The sequence below is a fragment of the Aequorivita viscosa genome (genome assembly GCF_900106795.1).
Lineage (GTDB): Bacteria > Bacteroidota > Bacteroidia > Flavobacteriales > Flavobacteriaceae > Aequorivita > Aequorivita viscosa.
The window spans coordinates 49,338-70,740 of record NZ_FNNS01000010.1 but is presented as its reverse complement, the minus strand read 5'-3'; the positions used below and the strand labels follow the sequence as shown (position 1 = coordinate 70,740).

The 21,403-nt window shown below is 37.6% G+C and carries 18 protein-coding genes; 10 read left to right on the top strand and 8 right to left on the bottom strand.

Annotated features, from left to right (window positions below; all coding sequences use genetic code 11):
- Positions 1-1,258 precede the first annotated feature (1,258 nt).
- From BLW28_RS15715 to BLW28_RS07595, 5 genes are all read left to right on the top strand, one after another.
- Positions 1,259-1,423, top strand: coding sequence for a hypothetical protein (locus tag BLW28_RS15715; protein WP_159431758.1), 165 nt, complete (start codon positions 1,259-1,261; stop codon positions 1,421-1,423).
- A gap of 61 nt (positions 1,424-1,484) precedes the next feature.
- Entirely contained in the window at positions 1,485-1,775 is a 291-nt protein-coding gene (locus BLW28_RS07615; protein WP_073217615.1) for a helix-turn-helix domain-containing protein, read from the top strand.
- 662 nt (positions 1,776-2,437) lie between these two features.
- Complete coding sequence (locus BLW28_RS07605) at positions 2,438-3,079, top strand: DUF6266 family protein (RefSeq protein WP_073217610.1); 642 nt, start codon at positions 2,438-2,440, stop codon at positions 3,077-3,079.
- Between the two features lie 283 nt (positions 3,080-3,362).
- Entirely contained in the window at positions 3,363-4,550 is a 1,188-nt protein-coding gene (locus tag BLW28_RS07600; RefSeq protein WP_234946467.1) for a serine hydrolase domain-containing protein, read from the top strand.
- Between the two features lie 271 nt (positions 4,551-4,821).
- Positions 4,822-5,625: a hypothetical protein gene (locus BLW28_RS07595; protein ID WP_073217603.1), complete on the top strand. Its 804-nt coding sequence runs from the start codon at positions 4,822-4,824 to the stop codon at positions 5,623-5,625.
- Positions 5,626-5,695: 70 nt separating this feature from the next.
- Here BLW28_RS07595 and BLW28_RS07590 read toward each other — a convergent pair whose 3' ends face one another.
- The 4 genes from BLW28_RS07590 to BLW28_RS07575 all read right to left on the bottom strand — a co-directional run bounded on the left by BLW28_RS07590 (position 5,696) and on the right by BLW28_RS07575 (position 12,237).
- Positions 5,696-7,402 (bottom strand): potassium channel family protein, encoded by a 1,707-nt coding sequence (locus BLW28_RS07590; RefSeq protein WP_073217600.1) that lies wholly within the window; start codon positions 7,400-7,402, stop codon positions 5,696-5,698.
- A gap of 394 nt (positions 7,403-7,796) precedes the next feature.
- A complete protein-coding gene (locus BLW28_RS07585) occupies positions 7,797-10,457 on the bottom strand; it encodes a DEAD/DEAH box helicase (RefSeq protein WP_073217597.1) in 2,661 nt (886 codons plus the stop codon).
- A 268-nt stretch (positions 10,458-10,725) separates the two neighbouring features.
- Positions 10,726-11,508: a glucosamine-6-phosphate deaminase gene (nagB, locus tag BLW28_RS07580; RefSeq protein WP_073217594.1), complete on the bottom strand. Its 783-nt coding sequence runs from the start codon at positions 11,506-11,508 to the stop codon at positions 10,726-10,728.
- 231 nt (positions 11,509-11,739) lie between these two features.
- Positions 11,740-12,237, bottom strand: a complete 498-nt coding sequence (locus BLW28_RS07575; RefSeq protein ID WP_073217590.1) for a DUF4494 domain-containing protein — start codon at positions 12,235-12,237, stop codon at positions 11,740-11,742.
- 830 nt (positions 12,238-13,067) lie between these two features.
- On the opposite strand from BLW28_RS07575, the gene BLW28_RS07565 reads away from it, so the two are divergent.
- The 5 genes from BLW28_RS07565 to BLW28_RS07545 all read left to right on the top strand — a co-directional run bounded on the left by BLW28_RS07565 (position 13,068) and on the right by BLW28_RS07545 (position 17,996).
- Positions 13,068-13,496 carry an FKBP-type peptidyl-prolyl cis-trans isomerase gene (locus BLW28_RS07565; RefSeq protein WP_073217587.1) on the top strand — a complete coding sequence of 143 codons (429 nt, stop codon included), beginning with the start codon at positions 13,068-13,070 and terminating at the stop codon, positions 13,494-13,496.
- 309 nt (positions 13,497-13,805) lie between these two features.
- On the top strand, positions 13,806-15,083 hold the full coding sequence (locus BLW28_RS07560) for an alginate export family protein (protein WP_073217584.1): 1,278 nt from the start codon (positions 13,806-13,808) through the stop codon (positions 15,081-15,083).
- 35 nt (positions 15,084-15,118) lie between these two features.
- Positions 15,119-16,588, top strand: coding sequence for a copper-containing nitrite reductase (gene nirK, locus BLW28_RS07555; protein WP_073217581.1), 1,470 nt, complete (start codon positions 15,119-15,121; stop codon positions 16,586-16,588).
- 11 nt (positions 16,589-16,599) lie between these two features.
- On the top strand, positions 16,600-17,367 hold the full coding sequence (locus BLW28_RS07550; RefSeq protein WP_073217578.1) for a formylglycine-generating enzyme family protein: 768 nt from the start codon (positions 16,600-16,602) through the stop codon (positions 17,365-17,367).
- Positions 17,368-17,375: 8 nt separating this feature from the next.
- The gene (locus BLW28_RS07545) at positions 17,376-17,996 is read left to right on the top strand and encodes an SCO family protein (RefSeq protein ID WP_083540704.1); all 621 of its coding nucleotides are present in this window, start codon (positions 17,376-17,378) and stop codon (positions 17,994-17,996) included.
- A 285-nt stretch (positions 17,997-18,281) separates the two neighbouring features.
- Here BLW28_RS07545 and BLW28_RS15710 read toward each other — a convergent pair whose 3' ends face one another.
- From BLW28_RS15710 to ccoG, 4 genes are all read right to left on the bottom strand, one after another.
- Positions 18,282-18,455: a hypothetical protein gene (locus BLW28_RS15710; protein WP_177165884.1), complete on the bottom strand. Its 174-nt coding sequence runs from the start codon at positions 18,453-18,455 to the stop codon at positions 18,282-18,284.
- Between the two features lie 15 nt (positions 18,456-18,470).
- Positions 18,471-19,205: a sulfite exporter TauE/SafE family protein gene (locus tag BLW28_RS07540; protein WP_073217575.1), complete on the bottom strand. Its 735-nt coding sequence runs from the start codon at positions 19,203-19,205 to the stop codon at positions 18,471-18,473.
- Positions 19,206-19,388: 183 nt separating this feature from the next.
- The gene (locus tag BLW28_RS07535; protein ID WP_073217572.1) at positions 19,389-19,835 is read right to left on the bottom strand and encodes a FixH family protein; all 447 of its coding nucleotides are present in this window, start codon (positions 19,833-19,835) and stop codon (positions 19,389-19,391) included.
- A 127-nt stretch (positions 19,836-19,962) separates the two neighbouring features.
- Complete coding sequence (gene ccoG, locus BLW28_RS07530) at positions 19,963-21,384, bottom strand: cytochrome c oxidase accessory protein CcoG (RefSeq protein WP_073217570.1); 1,422 nt, start codon at positions 21,382-21,384, stop codon at positions 19,963-19,965.
- Positions 21,385-21,403: the final 19 nt, after the last annotated feature.

Sequence of the window (21,403 nt, the reverse complement as noted above, 5' to 3'; positions counted from 1 at the left end):
CCACCTCAATCAGTCGCACCCTTGCTTTTCCCCACGCACATCCCAACGCAGGTAAAGCGGTGTTCGTCAGTCGTTCCGCTTTGTTCCGCAAAAACATATCTGCAAGGGTAAAATGAACTCCCTGCGGTCGCCCTTGCATATACCGTTCACTTACCAGGTGCCTTGCGCTCCAGTGGGTGCTCGCCACCTGCCGTTCACTTGTTTTGCTTCACACGCTACTCTCCTTCCTCACCCGTGGCTACTCCATCCCCCCAAACCCCGATAAGGTGTTCGCTCCGCTCACCACTTTTTTAATTGGGGGTCTGCCGCCACTTGTTAATTGTGCGAGCCTGCGGGTCGCTGCGGGCTGATCGGGCTGTCACGTTTTTTGCAATCCGCCATTTGCTTTCAGTAGGTTCTTTTCGTTCGTTCGTGCCTCTCTCTCTACAATCACCCACTTTCAGCAACGCACACAAGAGTGGCTATTTCACTACACTGCGCGAGCCTTCGTACCTCCATTTCGCAATGCCCCAATGTCTACTTCAATTAACTTTTAACTTAATAAACGAAACAAAACACTCATCAAAATTGTAACTCTTTAGGCATTGCTCCATTACGGCTCCGGCACCGCTTCGTTTCGTTCAAACGCCACACTTGCCTTTTCCGCCGCTGAAGCAAAAAATCGCGCCAGCCCTGCCGTAAACGGTAGGCGTCTGCCGCCCTCCTTCCTCGGGCTTCTGCAGCCACCACCCTTGCTCCGCTCGCAGGCGGCTCGCTTTATAGTTCCAGCACTCCATTCCATTACTCTCCATTGCGTGCTTCCACTATAGCTACGCTAGTTTACCTGCGTTTGCGCACATTTACGTTTCCATATTTTTAGTAATTTAGTAACCGATGAAAAGTCTATTTGAAGATTTCTACTATTTACTTTTCCCAAAGGATGAAGAAGGTGTTTATAAAACTGATACCGACAGTCCGTTATAGGTCAAAATATTGATAGTGGCCTTCATCGTTTTTATGTGTTTTATAATGGCACAAATATCTTAACTCTTTAGGATTAAAATACTTCAATTAATCCACCGAATAGAATTTCGGAAGAAGAATTAACTCAAACAAAAAGCAAAGGTACAGGCGTGCGGATGCGAGAGCCGCAAGGGTTCGCTTCGCCTGTTGGAAAAAAAATCTCCACCCTATCGGGTAGTATTTTTTGTCCACAGCCCTTGCGTCAATCGCACCGATCCTGTGGTGCGGCATTTTGTTTAATTTAAATCTTTCATTTATGTACAAATCATTGTTTTCAGTCCGTTGTGGCAGCCGTTGGTTGTTGGCGGGCGTTCGGTTGTCAGGTCGTCCTTTCTTTGCGGGCGTGGTTCGTTGCGGTGTTGTAGATTATACCGTTCGGCTCTTTTGGCTAGAGCTTTCATTGTCAGAGCTCCCTTTTTAGGGAGTTCTTTTTTTTCTCGTAACAGGAAAATTTACATTTAAGAAACCTTAATTCAGAAGAAATGGTAGCGCGAACAATCGAAATTACAGAAGTATACGTTGACGAGTTAACAGATATTGTAGCAGAAAAATTGCTGCAAAAAATCAAACATTATTTAGATGATTTACATTCCGGCCAAGTGGACGTCTTTCTGACCAGAACAGAAGCAGCTGATTTTCTAAAAATCAATTCCTCAACCCTTTGGCAATGGACTAACAAAGGAAAAATTAAATGTTACGGTTTGGGCAACAGACGGTATTACAACAAAAAAGAGTTAATCGCACAATTAAAAGCAAATGAACTGCGACATTAACCCGATTTTCAAAGAAAATTAGTGCAATGTTTTTTCAAGTGAAAATTAAAAGAGAAAAGCGAAGATAGGCGGGTCCGCACCAGCAAGCCGCACAAAAGGATTGTAAAGGTCAAGCCCTACGGGTTTTGCAAAAAATCTCCACCCTCCGGGTAGTATTTTTTCCAAAAACCTTGACAACCCTCCCAGACCCGCCTTATTAAAAGCTTTCTCTTTTATTTTTTTTCCTTTTTTCTTTTCTCTTTTGAAAAAAAATATGGGAAATGGATGGCTGTTGAATTTGCGAACATCTTTGAAAATTAATATTGAAGTGAGCAATCGCGGAAGGCAAGGTTTTAATAGCTCACTGTAGGAAAACGTTTCAAATCAGACCTCATCGGCCGGTTGACACTTATTCCAACCCCCTTTTTTTTATCCACAATAAGGGATTGACTTCCGGGAGACAGATTATCTTGTAGAAACTATTTAGCCAATCATTCACATCCTGAACCCGGTACCTGACAAAAAATCAAATTCCACAAGGCAAACAAAAGCAAATAGAAGCAACAATTCCCTTGCCCGAATCATAGCATATATATTGAAGTAATTTTGAATGAAAGGGCAAAAGCCGAGTCAAGTCCGTGCCAAGTCCGAACATTTGTTTAACCCATAAATACATATAAATTATGGCAATCATCAATCAAGGTATTCTCGGCGGTGTATCCGGAAAAATCGGGAATGTAATCGGTGGGACCTGGAAGGGCATCGATTACCTACGAATCAAACCTTCCAGCGTAGCGAACCCCAAAACCGAAGGACAAGTTGACCAGCGCTCAAAGTTTTCAACCGTGCTTCGTTTCCTGCAACCTATGACAGACTTCCTACGGGTTGGTTTCAAATTGTATGCAAACAAGATGACCCAATTCAATGCTGCAATGTCTTACAACTTGTACAATGGAGTAACAGGATCCTATCCTAACTATTCCATTGACTATGGAAACGCTTTGGTAACCCGTGGTAATCTAACCGGAGTAGTTGGCGGTGCCGCGGCTTCCACAGTCGCATCAACGGTTGACATTAACTGGACTGACAATTCAGGCAGTGGAAGTGCAATGGTAACAGACAAAACTTTGATTTTGCTCTATAACGGGACAAGAGGAGAAGTAGTATTTACCACCGCTGGACCAACAAGGTCAGCCGGAACAGAAAGTATTTCAGTACCACCTGAATATACCGGCGAAGATGTGGAGGTGTTCTTAGGGTTTATTTCCGAAGATGGTTCTAAAGTGTCCAATAACGCTTATTTAGGTTCTGTAACAGTTGCGTAAAAGCGATTGACGTTTTCTTGGAAAACCGTCCTCATTTGGGGGCGGTTTTTTTATCTTTACACCTCCCGATTTTCTTATCTTTAGTCTTTAATTAGCTATAATTCAACACTTCTTGTTGCTTATTTGTATCTATTGATAGCTAATTAACTGATAATCAGACATACATTACATTTTGCATCGGGAAGTAGCACCAAGTATTGTACATTGAAATTCACGCAATTCCTTTCCAATTATTATAAACCTCACAAACTGCATGATTATTAAAAACCACCTATTTCTCATAATGCTATTCATTCTGGGAACATTGACACTAACTGCTCAAGATTGTCAAAGAATAGAAACTGAAGATGTAAAGAAGGAAATAGCAGATATTCCCGGGGAAACAATGGGACAGAAGCTTGAAAGTCTCCTCTTTTGGTCTCAGGAAGAAAAAGAACGCCGATTTCCTATTATGCAAGATATTTTTCCTAGCATTTTAGTTTCAACAGGAAGTCAAATCGTTTCATTCGAAGAAAGTAAAAACATCACTCCAAAGTGGGAAGACGAAACTACTTTAGCTTCTTATATAAACGATAATCGCGTTAAAGGCATAATTGTTTTAAAAGACAATAGAATAAAGCTGGAAGAATATGCTGAAGGAGTTGATAAAGAAACACTTTGGACTTCATTTTCTGTGGCTAAATCAGTTTCCTCAATGTTAGTAGGTGTTGCGTTGAAGGACGGCGATATTGAAAGTTTAGATGATCCTCTAAAAAAATATATTTCTGAATTAAATGGATATGATTACGGCGAAGTTACAGTACGACAGTTATTAACCATGACCTCCGGTATTGAATGGAATGAAGATTATGTAGATCACAATTCTGATGTTGCACAAATGTATCTAAGTCCGTGCGAAAATACTGAATCTCATATTTTAACGTATATGAAGCCACTTAAATTTACTCACGAACCTGGAACTACTTGGAACTACAGTACCGGAGAAACAGATTTGGTCGGAATATTAATACAGAAAGCTACAGGTAAGAGCCTAGCGGAATACCTTTCAGAAAAAATATGGAAACCCTTTGGAATGGAAAATTGCGCCTATTGGTTGGCCGACGAATGCAGTAACCTAAATATTGGCGGGAGTGGCCTTTCGGCGAGTCTAAGAGATTTTGCTCGTTTAGGCACTCTAATGTTACGCGAAAACCAATCTAACGTTAATAACATTATTTCGAAAGAATGGCTAAAAAATGCAACCTCAATTTTATATGAAGTCAACGAACAAGGAGGCGGTTACGGTTATTTGTGGTGGCGTTCTAAGGATGGAAGTTACGCAGCAGTTGGTATCTTCGGCCAGATGATTTATATAGATCCTAGCAAAAATCTTGTAATTGCACAAATAGCTGCTTGGCCCAAAGCCAGTTCCAAAAAGCTCGTACGGGACAGGTACAAATTTATAGAGGCCGTCCAACGGGCAATAGAATAAACACCAGACGTTCATTATAAAAAAGCAAGCTTATATCTTTCGTCTCTGGTTTATAGCCACTATGGCAAAAACCCTAGGGTTAATCTATTTTCTTTGGCTTACATCGGCATATCGTGCTCAGTCCTAAACCATAAGAAAATAGCGAGCTGGAAAACCGTTTTTAGCTGTTTGAAAACAAAACAATCCGTTATTTCCCAAATTTTTAAACAACAACGTTATATTGGACAAGACGATAGTTAAGGAAAATAATTATACTTAAACAAAAATACCGATGAGTAAACTATATTATGCCATCCCAAAAAAGATGTTCGATACAAATATTTTTCTAAGGAATGTTTCCAAATGGGATGGGGTGAACCATGAAAAGCGGGGAGAAAACACCATTTACTTATGGCTGGAAAACGAATCGACCCGCGGGATAGATGTAACCGATGAAGGTGATAAAATTGAAATACGCACTACGGTCCTATCTAACCATCACGATTATCAATTGGCCAACTGGGCGGCAGAAGCCCTTTGGGAAGAATTTGGATGCTCGTTTCAGGATGAAGACGATAACCACCTGAAACCGCCAGAAATAATAGATCTATCAAAAACGGCATCCATGATGGAATTTGATTACAATACGACCAAGATATTGGCACTCAACGTAAATGAGCTGGAAATCTTTGGTCCGCATAGGCAAGTATATATCGGTAAAGATCTAATTTCCAAAATAGAATCTTTTGAAGATGATGCTACAGAACAGTTGGAACTGGCCATAAGACATATTCAGTATGACATACCAAGACCGGCTGGCAATTATATGCAGATAGACACACCAACTGGACCTAAAACGGTCAACACGTTATGGCTTGATAAAAGACAGATCATTACTAAATATGATTATTTGGCAATCAATCTAAATGACGACAGACTTATATTGATTACCAACGACGACCTTAAAACGATTATGCCTCAAAAATGGCAACTACTGGATGAATATACAATCGACGCCGAACCATTAAACAATGACGAAATAAAGGTTCTACTTGAAAAAGCACTGCCTATGGACAGATATAAAGAGTTGGCATAAACAAGAATCCTATTGGGAAGCAACAATATATACGTTAAGAATAAAAGCAATATCAAAAAAGCCGGCAACATTAATTTTCAGTAACAAACAACTCATTGAATTTATCCCGCATCTCAATGTTTCCGAGCATGATTATCTCGGCTCCTTGCGGAAGAATCGTATTTGCCGATAGTAGTGTTTCCACCTCAGAATTCTCTTTTATAGCTATAACCGAAAGACCGGTTTTGGCACCTATACCCGATTCAGCCAATGATTTCCCCGCCAACGATTGCGGCATTGCAACACTAAACAATTTAATGCCCTCGCCAAGTATATTAAGCTCCTGCCCTTTTGAGATTGATAAAACCGCTTCGGAACCCAAGGTGGCATAGCTCAACACAAAATTGGCTCCTGCCCTATGGATAATATCAATATTCCTGGCTTTTGTTATCCGGCTCACTATGCGCACCTCTTTATTGAGCTTTCGACAGTAGGACGCAAGGTGGATGTTCATAGCATCATCGTGGGTAGAAAGTAGTACGGATGGAGCATCCATAATCCCAGCTTCCTTCAATAATTCATAATCGGAAGCCAATCCAGCAAATACCTCGTTACAATAGGGACTTGCTTTTTTGCATAACGCCGGCTCTTTATCGATTAAGTTGGCAGAAACTCCATTTTTATGCAAGGATTGCGCTGCTGCCAAACCCACCTTCCCACCACCAATAACCAATACGGGATTGGGGTTGGGTTTGTAATCATAAAACACCTCGTCAACGCTCAACAGTTGTTCTTCTTTTCCGATGATAACCAATACGCTGTCGTGCGATAATTTCTCATTTCCGGTTATAGGCTTTAATATTCCACGTTCCCAAATTCCAACAATACTTACTCCATATTTTTGCCTTAATTTCGTTTCCCTTATCGTTTTAGAAACCAAAGTGGTATGCTGAATAGTCAATTCGGCAATCAAAAGATTTTCGTATTGCCCAATGGGCTGCGATTTTGCGTGTTGTGCGTTCACCCTATTTGCCAGTTGTTCACCGAGCCACCTTTTTATAGGAAGTACGTGATCGGCCCCACTGAGTTGCTGCACATCTACCGACTCATCATCCGTGGCCAGGGCAACAATGGTAATATGGGGAGCAAGGTTTCGGATAATAAGGATGATTTTCGTATTCAAAATATCATCCCTGTTTACGAGTACCAATTTTGCCTCCTTGATATTGGCATGTAGAAAGGTTTCTTCCATGTCCAATTCTCCCAATAGCACAGGAACCTCGGCGTCATAAAGCTTAAGGGCTTTTTCTGGATCTTTCTCGATAATATAATACGGTGCGTTGTCCTGTTTTAACCGCTCTGTAAAATCCCTCGCGATGACATCATAGGAACATATAAGTATATGGTCTTTTGTTTTTTGCGGAACACTTCGGGGAACCCTGTTTTTCTTTTTCGATTCCAACAGCGGTACATAAAAATGCCTAATAAAAGCAAAAGGCAAAAAAATCAATAGCATGAATATACCTGAAAGCAATACCACAATACTGAAAAAACGCCCCAAGTCAGATTCAAAGGTTATATCGCCGAAACCCAGAGTGCTCATTACGGTAAGCGTCCAATAAAAGCCAGTAATCCACGAGTGGTTCTGCCCTTCAATCTCCATAATAAAATGGAAAAGAACAGAAAAAATTACAATGACGATTACAAGAAGGACCAAATATTTTAATAGAACCTTAGAGTTTCTTTTAAAATCCCTGTCGCTCAAATAATATGCTAATTGGCTACCGACAAATTTCATTATTTACGTTTTATTTCGAATAGAGCTTACAAAAAGGCCCTGATAAACCCCTAACCTACACAATTAAATTTATGTTTTTTCTATTTCGACCGTAATGTTTTGGTTGAGGAAATTCAATAGCACAAAAATAGGGGAATTTAAATTGGAAAGTAAGCGAAATCAGACCAAACAGCAGGGCTTTGCGCTCTGAATGAATAACAATGAATAACAACGTTGCCTATTATGATTGTGTAGTAATGACTAAGGGGTTTAGTTTTTAGGCTGAATAAAACCGTCTTGGAACCACTAATTGTTAAAGCTGAAATTGATTTCCCTAAAGTTCCCGCAGTTTTCGTTGGATATAGTTGGAAGTTTTAATATCCTTCATAATTGCATTATTAGTGTTTTAAGAGGTTTACAGTTCCATTTTAAAGGTAATTGAAACCTCTCCCGATTCTTTGTTCACACTTACCTTCGGCTTTCCCGCAGCTGCGATGTCCTTTCCGGTGCCCATCTTATAGATACCGGTTAAAAACTCCATGCCCTTGGTCATTACCGCTTCCATTTGCTCCAAATCGGTTATGTTTTTTCCGTTGTTTTCATTTTTGGCAGCTGTGGTTTGGAAATTTTGGCTTTTCGGATTCCTTACTTTTTTGTTAAGTTCATTATCCTCAAACAAGTTTGTTTGGACGGGTTCGGTGGTCAGTTCCAAAAGGGTGTCTTCCTCTTGAAACTCGAAGTTTGACGCATCCTTGCCTTTTGGACTTAATTCATCATCTTTTCCTAATACTTCTTCCAATTGCTGAATAAACTGAGATTTACCTTTATCTGAAAAATCCACATTATCAGTTAGGCTTTCCGAATTCAGTACGCCTTCAAACAGATTCTGTTTTAACACGAGGCCAGTAGCAATCTTCATTTCAATGGAATCATAAGAGAGCAGGTTAAACACGTGTAATGTTTGCTTCTTTTGGCCAATCCGGTCAATACGGCCAATGCGCTGGTTTTTCTTTGCTGGATTCCAAGGGAGTTCAAAATTAATCACGGTATCGGCAACCTGCAAGTTGAGTCCGGTTCCACCCGACTCGCTGGACAGAAAAATACTGCAATCTGGGTTATCCTCAAATTCCTTTATTAATGCACCGCGCTTCTTTACGGGTACTTTTCCGGTTAATATTGTGTAGGTAATACCTTCCTTTTTAAGCATTTCCCCAATAAGATTCAACATGGTTACCCATTCCGAAAAAATAATTATCTTTCTTTTGTTATTCTTTACATCCAAGTTTTCTAACAGAATTTCACGGAGTTCCACCAGCTTTGGCGAAATATGTGTTTCCTTGTCAATAAGATAGGTAGAATTGCATACCATGCGCATATTGGTCAGTAAGTGCATTAATTTTTGCCAGTCGTAGGTGGTTTTAAACTTCTTGCCTAGAATGGACGCTATTCCCCTCGCAAAACTGGCATGCAATCCAGCCTGTTCATCAGACAATGAAACAAACACATTTTTTTGGATTACATTGGGCAACTGCTCAAACACATCCCGCTTTTCCCTACGGATAAGTATTGGTTCCAACCGGGCTTTTAATTCTTGCAAATTATAATATCCCCGAATCTTATTCTTTGAATTGGTATCGAAAACACAATGCTGGTATGAAAACTCCCATTGCGGCGCCAGGTAATAAGGATCCAAAAACTGAACTATGGAATAGAGGTCCAACAACTTGTTCTCCAATGGAGTACCTGTAATTACCAAGGCGTGTTTTTTATGTATGGCTTTTACGGCGTTGGCGGTTTTGGTCTCATAATTCTTAATCTTCTGGGCTTCATCGAGTATGATGAAATCGTATCCAACTTTGTTTATAACGGGCAGATCCCGCAATACGGTTTCATAGTTGATTATATGGAAAAAAGAAGGATCGTTAAGGTACATTTGGTTGCGTTCTTCGGGGAGGCCTTCAACCACAATGGCCTGCTCATTGGTAAACTTCAAAACCTCGTTCTTCCATTGGCTTTTTACCGAAGCTGGGCAAATTACCAAGGTCTTTCCAAAATCAAATATCTCCTTTTTGAGGACCGCGGTCGCAATGGCTTGAAGGGTTTTCCCCAGTCCCATTTCATCAGCGATTATAACACCTTCTTTAAAGGCGGCAAATTCAACACCTTCTTTTTGGTAGGGGTACAAGGTTGCCCGTATAGACGAAAAGTCCAATGTTGTGTTTTGCTTCTTCTGCTCCAACTCGTTCTTCTCAAAATAAGCTTCTACTTTTTCAAACACCTCTTGGCGAATCTTAATGCGCTCCAGGTCCCTCGATTTATGTACGAAAGAAAAGAAACCGGCAATCTGTGAATCGCCGATATGGTTTTTGTTACCAAAATACGAGGTCAGTAATTTCCTTTCCTCCGTTCGTAGGGTTTCCGGATAATACCACGTAATTCTATAATCGTTCAACGGATCGGTAAAAATTTCTATAAATGGATATTTTTTATCCATTTTTCTAGTTTTCGAAGGATTGTTTTCCAAATAGTTGAACAGGTACATTATATGCTTGGTAGTGCCGAGCTTGTTTGTGCGCCAATCGATATTGTTGATATAACCGGTCTTATTCTCAAAATCGCGAAGGGTAATCCTATAGGATTTTCCTTTTTCGTTGGTTAAAATGTGCTCGCCGTGCAGGTTATTGGCCAAAACTACCTTATAATCAGCTTTTTTGGCTCTATCATAACGTTCCTCAATTACCCGCTTTATCATGCCTTCCCGGGTATATTTGATGCCTTCGGAAAGGGTTTCGTCCTTACATTTATTGGCTATAACGAACAGGGCGGTAAGGCCATATACATCCCATTCGGTAAGTCTATCGTTGGTCTTTTGGAAGAGTTCTTCTTCTCCGTTCACTGCTATCTGTACCGTATGCTCTTCCCCGTTTGCTACAAGTACCGTTATCTTTTCTTTCCCTTGCGATAGGATGGTGTGCTCGCCTTCGCCATAAAACCGTTTTGCTTCTTCTATTTCAGAATGGGTAAACAGTTCGTCTTCCATTATTGTTTTTATTTTATCTTCTACCAGACTAACCATTGCGATTACATTTTCAGTTATTTTTCAAATCTACTAAATCAGTGAAGCCTTTTTAAGATAACGAGAATCATTTTATACCTATTTATTAACCGCTAATTGTTGAAAGGTTGAAATCCGAACAAACACAATTTTGTAGGAGATTTGGACCACTTAATGCTGAAAGATTAATCTAAAAATGAAATATGGTTTGAGAGGAATGGCTAAAAAAGACCCGTTTTTTACTAAAGCCGTTTAAAGAATAATTAACACTAAATGAAAGCCCAATTAACTATTCTTGAATTAATGACGCAGCCTCCGCATCTAAAACAATTTCAACTTGTGGAATTGTTTGCAATATAGAAGCAGGAACATCGGTAGATACATCGCCTTTAAGTGCTTTGTTGATAATTTCTGATTTTCGCTCTCCTAAGGCCAGTAAAAGTATTTTCTTTGCTTGTGTAATTGTATGAATTCCAATGCTTATTGCTTGATGAGGAACCATTTCCATAGTTCCAAAATCCGCTTCGGCATCAAGTCTTGTTAGCGAATGTAAGTTCACCAAACGAGTGGTAGAATCGAACTTAGAACCAGGTTCGTTAAACCCAATATGTCCGTTTCTGCCAATACCCAATAACTGCAAATCTAAGCCGCCATAATTTTTTATTTTCGTTTCATAATCGTTGCAATATTGCAAAATACGATCAGGTGAAAGATCTGTATGAGGAATATGAATATTCGATTCGTCTATATCAATATGATTAAACAAATGATGTTTCATAAAATATGTATAGCTCTGGAAGCTTTCTGGATGAATTGGGTAATACTCATCTAGGTTAAAGCTAATTACATTATGAAAGCTCAAGCCTTCATTTTGGTGTAGTCTAACTAATTCTTGATACACCTTTTTAGGAGTATTGCCAGTAGCCAACCCTAATACCGCAGGCTTACCCAAATGTTGTTGCTGAACGATAAGTTCCGCTATAGTTCGTGCAACATATATAGAAGCTTTTTCAGCATCAGACCAAACGTTGAATCTATTGACTTTAGAAAGTTCATCAAAATTGTTTATCATAAGGAAACTTTGTTATATCAGTAGTGTCTAACTGAAATTAATTAAGCAAGAAAATTTGAATTAAATTTTAACTTATTCAAATTACTTAATATTATCACAAATATAGAAAAATGAACAACAGTAGCAACTTTTGATTGCACACTCATTAATTAAAAAGCACCTCTTTATTAGAGATGCTTTAAATCGTTAACTTTTATAAAATTATATTGAAATCACGATAGTACTTCTAATTTAATCTTCTTGTTCTACAAGTTCAGCCGTTTCTATGACATTAAATTTTTCAAGTTGTTCTTCTTCTCCAGTAAAATATGGGAATACATCTAAAATTGGAGATTCGGTAATTGACGGTATTGTAAAATCGCCCATGGTATCAGCCATCGCTTTAGTACTGTTTTCATAAGCTTCCTTTACGTCGTTGGCTTGAACTAACAAGTATATATTAGTCTTTTTCTCCTTACCGCTCTCTTCGTCGAGTGCTACCAGAGATACCTTAGATTTAAACCAACGATCGGAATTTTCAAACGGATGAACTTCTGAAAAGTTAGCCACCTTTATATTCATTATTCTAAAATCTTCCTCTGTGTAAGCTTTCATCTCTTCTGTAATTCTGGATTCAGCTTCGGTATAAGAAACCGCATCTAACAAATAGGTATCTGTAGTTACTTTTTGTTCTCCTGTCTCGTGTGTTTTTTTGTATTTCACCTTACATTCATACCAAGTTACGCTCATAGTAATATTTTTTAGAAAAGCGAAAATAGGACTTATAATAGAAACGAAATTGAAAGTTGAGAATAGATATTCACAATTTTAAGTGGTCCTACGTTAGTATATAAAAGTAGTGACTAATTATTAATAACCAATTGTCCGAGAAAAGAAACAAGACCCGCCCGCCTTATCATATTCATTTGGGCAAGAAAAGCACGTTCGGGCGGACCGCTGTCGCTACAAGAACCAAGTCTGCCCGTCTTGGAGGCGGGAGCCAAGACTATATTGTAAAACACGGAAAATGTATTTTTTAACATTTAAAGATTGAAAAGATTGAAAAATTTCGGTTCTGATACTGAACAAAAATGAAAATGAAGGTCATATTTAAAAAACCCTCCGAAAGTCTTTATTGACTTGGTCTATACGTGATTATAGAATTTTAGCCAGGCAACACTGATTAATAACCAATTGTTTGTTTCTTTTTATATAACATAGCCACGTCAATGCAATTTATTTCTTTATGCAATGCAACGAAAGCAACTTCCAACTTACGAATTAACTATTTTATTTATTAGATAACCTTAAAATAATATCACTTTATGAACATCACCTAATCTAGGCTAAAATATATTGCTTCCAAAGAAAAAGAAATTCTAGCTTTCGATTTAAAGGTTTACACTCAATCACCAAACCATTTAGTTTTGTTTAAACGAGGCACTATAAGATTACGTCATTTTGTTTTTTAACCAAATTTTATGACCTAAAATCTATATTATCTATCAAATTCTGTGGAATTGGTCATTCAAACCTATAGTTTTGCGCCTATTGATTAAATAATTGAAAAACAAAACAGTATGAATCAAGTAACAGGAAATGAAACCGTAAAACTTCATTACACCGGAAAATTAGGAGACGGGCAAATATTCGACAGTTCCTTAGAGCGTGAGCCTTTGGAAGTTAAGCTGGGCGAAGGTCGTTTAATTCCCGGTTTCGAAAAAGGATTGGTAGATATGAAGGTGAGTGAAAAGAAAACTATTACCATTCCAAAAGAGGAAGCTTACGGAGAAGTCCAAAAAGAACTTTTTCAAAAAGTACCTAATGAAAACCTTCCACCAGAAATTAAACCAGAAGTAGGAATGGGACTTGTGTCTAAAAATCCTGATGGTTCTGAACGCCAGATGCGCGTAGCAGATGTAAAAGAAGATTTCATTATTGTAGATGCTAATCACCCATTAGCAGGACAAGATTTGACATTTGAACTCGAATTACTCGAGATAAAATAAGCTCTATAAGAAATAGTAAAAAAGACTGCCATTTGGTGGTCTTTTTTATTTTCAAGTTTTAGCTAAGTTTTACGCTTGCATTTCCGTTACAACTTGAAATTGTTCTGTTTAGTATTAAAACTGCTTTGCGTTTATTTCATATTTAATTTTCTACCCTTTAGAAAATAATGCGTGCAAGATTTACAAAAAGAATAAATAGCGTAATTATTCTAAACTGGAGCTAAAAAAAATAAAAATAAAAGACTAATTTGTTTTGTTTTCTCAAAGCTAGAAACGACCTTTGTTCTACGGTTTTAACCACAAAAAATTATGAGCAAATTAAAGTCTCTTTTACCTCTTCTCCTCCTGTTTTTTCTTGAACCTGTTTTCGCACAATTTACTATTGATGCTTCATTAAGGCCTCGGTTTGAATACAGGCACGGTTACAAAACGCTTTTCCCTAACAACATAGATCCTGCAACGTTCGTTTCGCAGCGTACAAGACTTAACTTTAGTTATAAAACTGAAAAGTTACATTTTTATTTAAGCCCGCAAGATGTGCGTGTTTGGGGCGATGTTCCCCAACTTAATGTAGCCGATGAAAACGGCGTTTCCCTACATCAAGCTTGGGCAAATGTTTTATTAGTTCAGAATCTTTCACTTAAACTAGGTCGACAAGAAATTGTTTATGACGATCAACGTTTATTTGGAAATGTCGATTGGGCGCAACAAGGTAGAAGTCACGACGCCGCAATTTTAAAGTTTGAACCGAACAATACGAAAATTCATTTTGGTGCCGCCTATAATCAAGATAGAGAAGCGTTAACTGGAAATACTTTAACAAAAAAAACCTACAAAAGCTTACAGTATGTATGGTTGCATAAAAACATAAATAAAGTAAGTGCTAGCTTCTTATTCCTAAATAATGGACTACAATATATTGATGAAATCGACGAATCAAAGAACGAGACGCGATATAGTCAAACGGCTGGAGTACATATTGATGGGGCATTAAATAAATTTAAGTTCAGCTCAAATCTTTACTATCAATTCGGAAAAGATATTGCAAATAATTCTTTAGAAGCTTACTTAATTTCACTTGAAGCAGCATTTAAACCTACAAAAAACCTCAATTTAGGTTTGGGTGGTGAGTTAATTAGTGGAAATGAATATGGCGCTCCTAAAGACGGAAAAAACAATGCTTTTAATCCACTTTATGGTACTAATCATAAATTTAACGGATTTATGGATTACTTCTACGTTGGCAATCATATTGATGATGTTGGATTGTTAGATTTACACGGAAAAGTATCGTATGCATTTAACACCAAATCAAATGTTATCGTAAATTTTCATAAATTCTTTGCTGCTTCAAAAATAGATTCCGACCTTTCTAAAGATTTAGGGTTCGAATTAGATTTAGTAACTTCGTATTCAATCACTCAATTTGTTGGAGTAAAAGCAGGATATTCACATTACTTCACATCTGAAGGTATTGAAAGTGTAAAAAACAATTATGACGGTAACAGTAACAATTGGGCTTGGATCATGATAAGTATAGACCCCGTATTGTTTACCTGGAGTGAAAATAAAACCACAAATAAATAATTATTATATTAAAACCAACCTATAAAATTCGACTTATGAAATTCAAAATTAAACAAACATCATTAAAAAATGTTGCATTGACAATTGGAGCGATGGCATTGCTAACTTCTTGTGTTAATACACAATCTGACAAAACCTATGAGAATGCCGTTGACATACCGGTGAATCAAGAAATGGTTGCAGAACTTACCGATCCACCTTTTGTACCAACTCCTGTTGGAAATCGACTAGCTAAAAAATTAATCGTAGATCTCGAAATACAAGAACGAGAAGGCGAAATGGTTAGTGGAGTTAAATATATTTATTGGACATTTGGAGGAACTGTTCCAGGTAGCTTTATTAGAACACGCGTTGGTGACGAAATTGAATTTAGATTAAAGAACCACCCAGATAATAAATTGCCACACAATATCGACCTTCACGCAGTAAACGGACCTGGAGGTGGTGCGGAGTCTTCATTTGTAGCCCCTGGTCACGAAAAAGTATTCTCATTTAAAACACTTAATCCAGGTTTATATGTTTACCATTGTGCAACTGCACCAGTAGGAATGCATATTGCTAATGGAATGTACGGCCTTATTCTTGTAGAACCTGAAGGTGGTTTACCGCCAGTTGATAAGGAATACTACATTATGCAAGGTGACTTCTACACCGAAGGAAAATATGGTGAACGTGGGCTTCAAGCATTCGATATGCAAAAAGCAATTGATGAAAACGCAGATTACGTAGTATTTAACGGCCACGTGGGCGCCATGACCGGTGATAACGCACTTACCGCTAATGTAGGCGAAACAGTTCGACTTTTTGTGGGTAATGGAGGGCCTAACTTAGTTTCTTCTTTTCACGTAATTGGTGAAATTTTCGACAAAGTTTATGTTGAAGGAGGAGATTTAGTAAATGACAACGTTCAAACTACATTAATCCCAGCGGGAGGAGCTGCTATCGTAGAATTTCGTGTAGATGTTCCCGGTTCATTTATCCTTGTAGACCACTCTATTTTTAGAGCATTCAACAAAGGAGCTCTTGCTGTACTAAACGTACAAGGAGAAGAAAACGAAAAAGTTTTTGCAGGCGAAATCTACGAGGGTATTTACCAACCTGAAGGTAGTGTAATTCAGTCTATGCCAACTTCTGGAAGCAGTAAACCGAAAGAAGAAATTAAAGCATTAAGCTTTGAGGAAAAAATGAAATTTGGAAAAGACAAATATATGGCAACTTGTGTTGCTTGTCACCAAGGTAACGGACAAGGAATTGAAGGTGCCTTCCCTCCTCTTGCGAATGCTGATTACTTAAATGCCGATGTAGATCGTGCCATTGATATTGTATTACACGGAAAATCAGGTGAAATTACAGTAAACGGTAAAAAATACAACAGTGTAATGACTGCTCAAGCGCTTAGTGACGAAGACGTAGCTAACGTACTTACCTACGTTTACAACAGCTGGGGCAATAACAAAACCGATGTTACACCAGAAATGGTTAATGCTGTTAGAAATAGAAAATAAACTTATATACAATGAAATTATATAGCACCACCCTTTTCTTAGTCTGTTCAATCTTATTTTTTAAGGCAACTGCCCAAAACGATAGCATGGCCTTAGTAAAGGGGGGTGTTTATTTACCCTTATACGGTGCCGCTGGACAAACTGTAAAAGTGGATCCGTTTATGATGGATGTCTACCCAGTAACAAACGAAGAATACCTCAAGTTTGTAAAGGAAAACCCCAAGTGGAAAAAAAGCAATGTAATAAGCTTGTTTGCAGACAAGAGCTATTTAACCAAATGGGAAAACGACACAACATACACTGGTTTACCCAATGCACCAGCAACAAACGTTTCTTGGTTTGCAGCTAAAAAATACTGCGAATGTCAAGGCAAACGATTGCCAAAAATTGATGAATGGGAATTTGCAGCAATGGCAAATGAAAAAGTAGCCGATGCAAGGAGAATAGAATCGTACAACCAATACATTTTAAGCTGGTATGAAACTCCAAGAACGTTTAATAACCCAATAGGCGAGTCGTATAAAAACTATTACGGAATTTATGATTTGCACGGTCTAGTTTGGGAATGGACTCAAGATTTTAATACTGTCCTTATTACTGGGGAATCTAGAAAAGATGGCGATAAAAACCCGAATCTTTTCTGTGGAAGTGCTACTATTGGCGCATCAGATTTAATGAATTATGCTGCCTTTATGCGCTATGCATTTCGTGGAAGTATGAAAGCGCGTTACAGTTCTCAAAACTTAGGGTTTAGATGTGTAAAGGATATAGAAATTTAGAATTCGATATGATAAACAAACTTAAATATTTTTTAATCGCTCTTTCATTTGTTGCAATTTCCTGCAACAATTCAGCCAAAAAGGACTCAACAACTTCGGAAAATACAAATATGGAAACTTCCGAAACTGCTAAAATTTCGGATATGTCTATTTACAACCTTCCCTCCCATTGGACCACTCAGGATGGAGAAGAAATAGAATTAAAAGAATTACAAGGCAAGGTCCTGGCTATGGTAATGATTTACACTTCTTGTCAAGCGGCCTGCCCTAGATTGGTGGCAGATATGCGAAATATTGAAAAGCAAATTCCAGAATCTAAAAAAGATAATGTACAATATGTTTTTGTGAGTATCGATCCAGAAACAGACACTCCTGAGCGACTCACGGCATTTGCAAAAGAAAACCAAATGGAAGACGATAAATGGCTTTTTCTAAGAGGTACAGAAGAAGACACCCGCGAATTTGCTGCAGTATTGGCGGTAAATTACAAACAAATTTCACCAATAGATTTTTCACACTCCAACATCATCAGCGTCTTTAACCAAGGTGGCGAACTGATTCATCAACAAGAAGGTTTGGGGGTGAACAACAAAGAAACCGTTCAAGCCATTATAGATTTGGCGAAATAAGAAAACTACTTAATAAAGGCATTATTATAGGCTCAAAATTGGCTGTCACGCTAAAATTTGAGCCTATTTTACTTCAAATGTTCACAGTATTGCCCAGATTAACATCTTATTATCTCTCTACAAACATTTCCATATTACTAATCCTTTATCAACAAGCTGCACCCTTGGGCGTATGTCGTAAGCATTATATGTAAGTCATAAATAGAACCCTAATCAAAACCCTTGGTCATCTCTACGGTTTAAGGATTACTCAATACGTTTATAAGACAATGATGATGTTTATATTTATTCTAATGAATTTTCTTTTTTAGGAAAAACTTCATCATTACTGTCTTTCTTTTTTCCGCTAAGTACAAAGCTTATTACAATGGCAGACATAACTACGCATAGTACGGCAAAAAAGATAATAATCGCCGTTCCAGCGCCCCAATTAGCTAATGGTAAAATTGAATTTGTCATTGTTTAAATATTTAATTAGTTAGTAATTACTTCATTCCCTGAAATTATTGGTGCACAGTTTTGACTTGCATCAACTTGTTCGGTCATAGGTTTTGGTGAAATATAAGGAATCCCTAACCCTAAGCCACGAACAATAAAAAGACAACCAATAATAACAACTAAAACTGGAATCGCGCGCCGAATACGTTGCCGCACTTGTCCGTTTAAAAAATTTCCAAGATAAATAGCCGAAGTCATTAATGGAATAGTACCTATTCCAAACACAGCCATATACAAACTGCCTTGTAACGCATTTCCTGAAGCAATGGCACCAAAAACTGCCATATAAACAAGGCCACAAGGCAGAAACCCGTTTAAAAACCCAATAGTTAAAAATGTATCGGGTGTCTTCTTTTTAAGCTCCTTACCCAAAGCAGATTTCACCTTTGAAACTGCCATATAAATAGGTTTGGAGAAATTATACTTAATAAAAGTTTTTATAGGAATAAAAATAACAGCTATCATTAAAACCCCTATCAATATTGAGAGTTGTTGTTGAAGCCCAAATAAATTTAAGCTTTTTCCAACCAACCCAAACACTAATCCTATGATACTGTAGGCTAGAATTCTTCCAAAATGATATAAAAAAATCTGCCCAACTTTTTTAAAATTGTTAGTTCTATCAACCGGTAATAAAAATGCTATAGGCCCGCACATTCCCACACAATGGAAACTACCTAATAATCCAAATAAAAGAGCGGTGTATAACATTTTTTCAGTAGTCAGTAGTCAGTAATCATTGGTCCGTGGTCCGTGGTCAGTGGTCAGTGGTCAGTGGTCAGTGGTCAGTGGTCAGTGGTCAAAATAAAAAAAAACGTTTACCCTATTGACAAACTTCACATATAAACCCTTAAACTTTTCAACTCATAAACTCATCATCTCCGATTCGGATTTCTAATACGTTATTTCCTTTTTATACAAATAGTCCTCACCCTCATAATTCCACTGCACAATTGTATTCCAACGTCCAGGAACCATTCGCTCATCCGGAATTAATAATTCCGAACTAGAGAGTTTTAACGGAATTTCAAAGTCCAATTTTTTATTAGAAGGTCTATAAAGCGTGACTGTTCCCGATATTTTCGAGTAATCTATATTTTCTGGAAATGTAAGCATCCAGCCTTCGGGTATTTTCTTACCTGAAATATTGCTTTTTAACGTACTGGAATTTGCCTCGTCGTCCATTTCTTTTTGGAAAACCAGTTCTTTTTTATAGTATTCTTCGGTAACTAAATCAAAATCGTATTTTTCTTCTGTGCTAATTCTTATAACAAAATATAAAATAAATGCGATAAAAAGTCCCAACACAATCGCAATACCTGTACCCCAATTCATTTTCATATCAATACCTTTAAATATTTCACATTAAACATCTAGTAGTTGAAGCGCCTCGCCTACAATCTTGCCTTTGGTGAACTCCCGCTAGATATTTTTACGCATCCAGTATTTGCCACTAAGCACTTTTATACTATTTATAACTCCTTGGCCCCAAGAATGTAACGCTTGTTGTTTCTATTAAATCGTCTCCGCTATAAACTTCAATTACCGCTCGATTTTTATCGCCACTTAAAGCTGAATTATTAATTTCGATAAACAGTGTTCCTTCAGATAAACCTTGTGCTGGCACTACAATTTCGCCTTGTTTTACACTGTGAATAGTTCCTTTTGGAGATTTCAGTTTAAAGTGAATGTTTTCAAAATCTTTAGTCGTTTTATTGAGCAACTTATATGTGAAAACATTGCTGATAATATTGTTTTCTTTATGTTCATATAGTTGTCCTGGCAGCCTAAGTATATTTGCTTCTACATCACTTCGTAAGAATAACATACCCGTGAGCACACCAATTAAAATAATTAAAACGGCTGTATAGCCCTTTAACCTAGGTGTAAATTTAAATGGAGCTTTCTTTTCTATATTCTCTTCACTAGCATAGCGAATTAATCCCTTTGGAAGATTTACAGCTTCCATCATATCGTCGCAAGCATCCATACAAGCAGTACAATTAATACATTCCAATTGTGTACCGTTTCGGATATCAATACCTGTTGGACAGACATTTACACACTGAAAACAATCTATACAATCTCCTTTACCAGAAGCTACCCGATCTTCATTTTTTCTGAATTTTGCTCTACCTGCTTCCTTTTCGCCTCGTTTGTGATCGTAGGCTACAATAATAGATTTATTGTCTAACAACACACCTTGCAATCTACCATAAGGACAAGCAATAATACATACTTGTTCCCTAAACCAAGCAAAGATGAAGTAGAAGACTCCTGTAAAAATTAAAAGTGAAATTAACGTGCTCAGGTGCTCTAAAGGTCCTTCAAAAACGTATTGAATTAAACGATCGCTTCCTATAAAATAAGCAAGAAAAATATTTGCTATTGAAAAGGAAATAAGAAAGAATATAAACCACTTTAAAACTCTTTTCCTAATCTTTTCGGCATTCCACTTTTGTTTGTCTAACCGAATTTGAGCTCCCCTATCACCATCAATCCAATATTCCACCCTACGGAAAACCATTTCCATAAAAATGGTCTGCGGACATATCCACCCACAAAAAATCCTTCCAAACGCCGCCGTGAAAAAGATGATGAACACGACCCCGATTATCATCATTATTACAAATAGATAAAAATCTTGTGGCCAAAAAGGAAATCCAAAAATGTTAAATCGGCGCTCTAAAACATTGAACAGTAAAAATTGGTTACCATTAATTTTTATAAAAGGAGCAACAAATAGGAATGTTAACAAAACATAGCTCACATACTTCCTATATTGATACCACCGACCAGAAGGCTTTTTAGGATAAATCCAAGCTCTTTTACCTTCTTCATTTATGGTTCCGATACTATCTCTAAAGCTTTCGTTTTCTGGAGTTTCCAATTTTATATTGTTTTAAAGG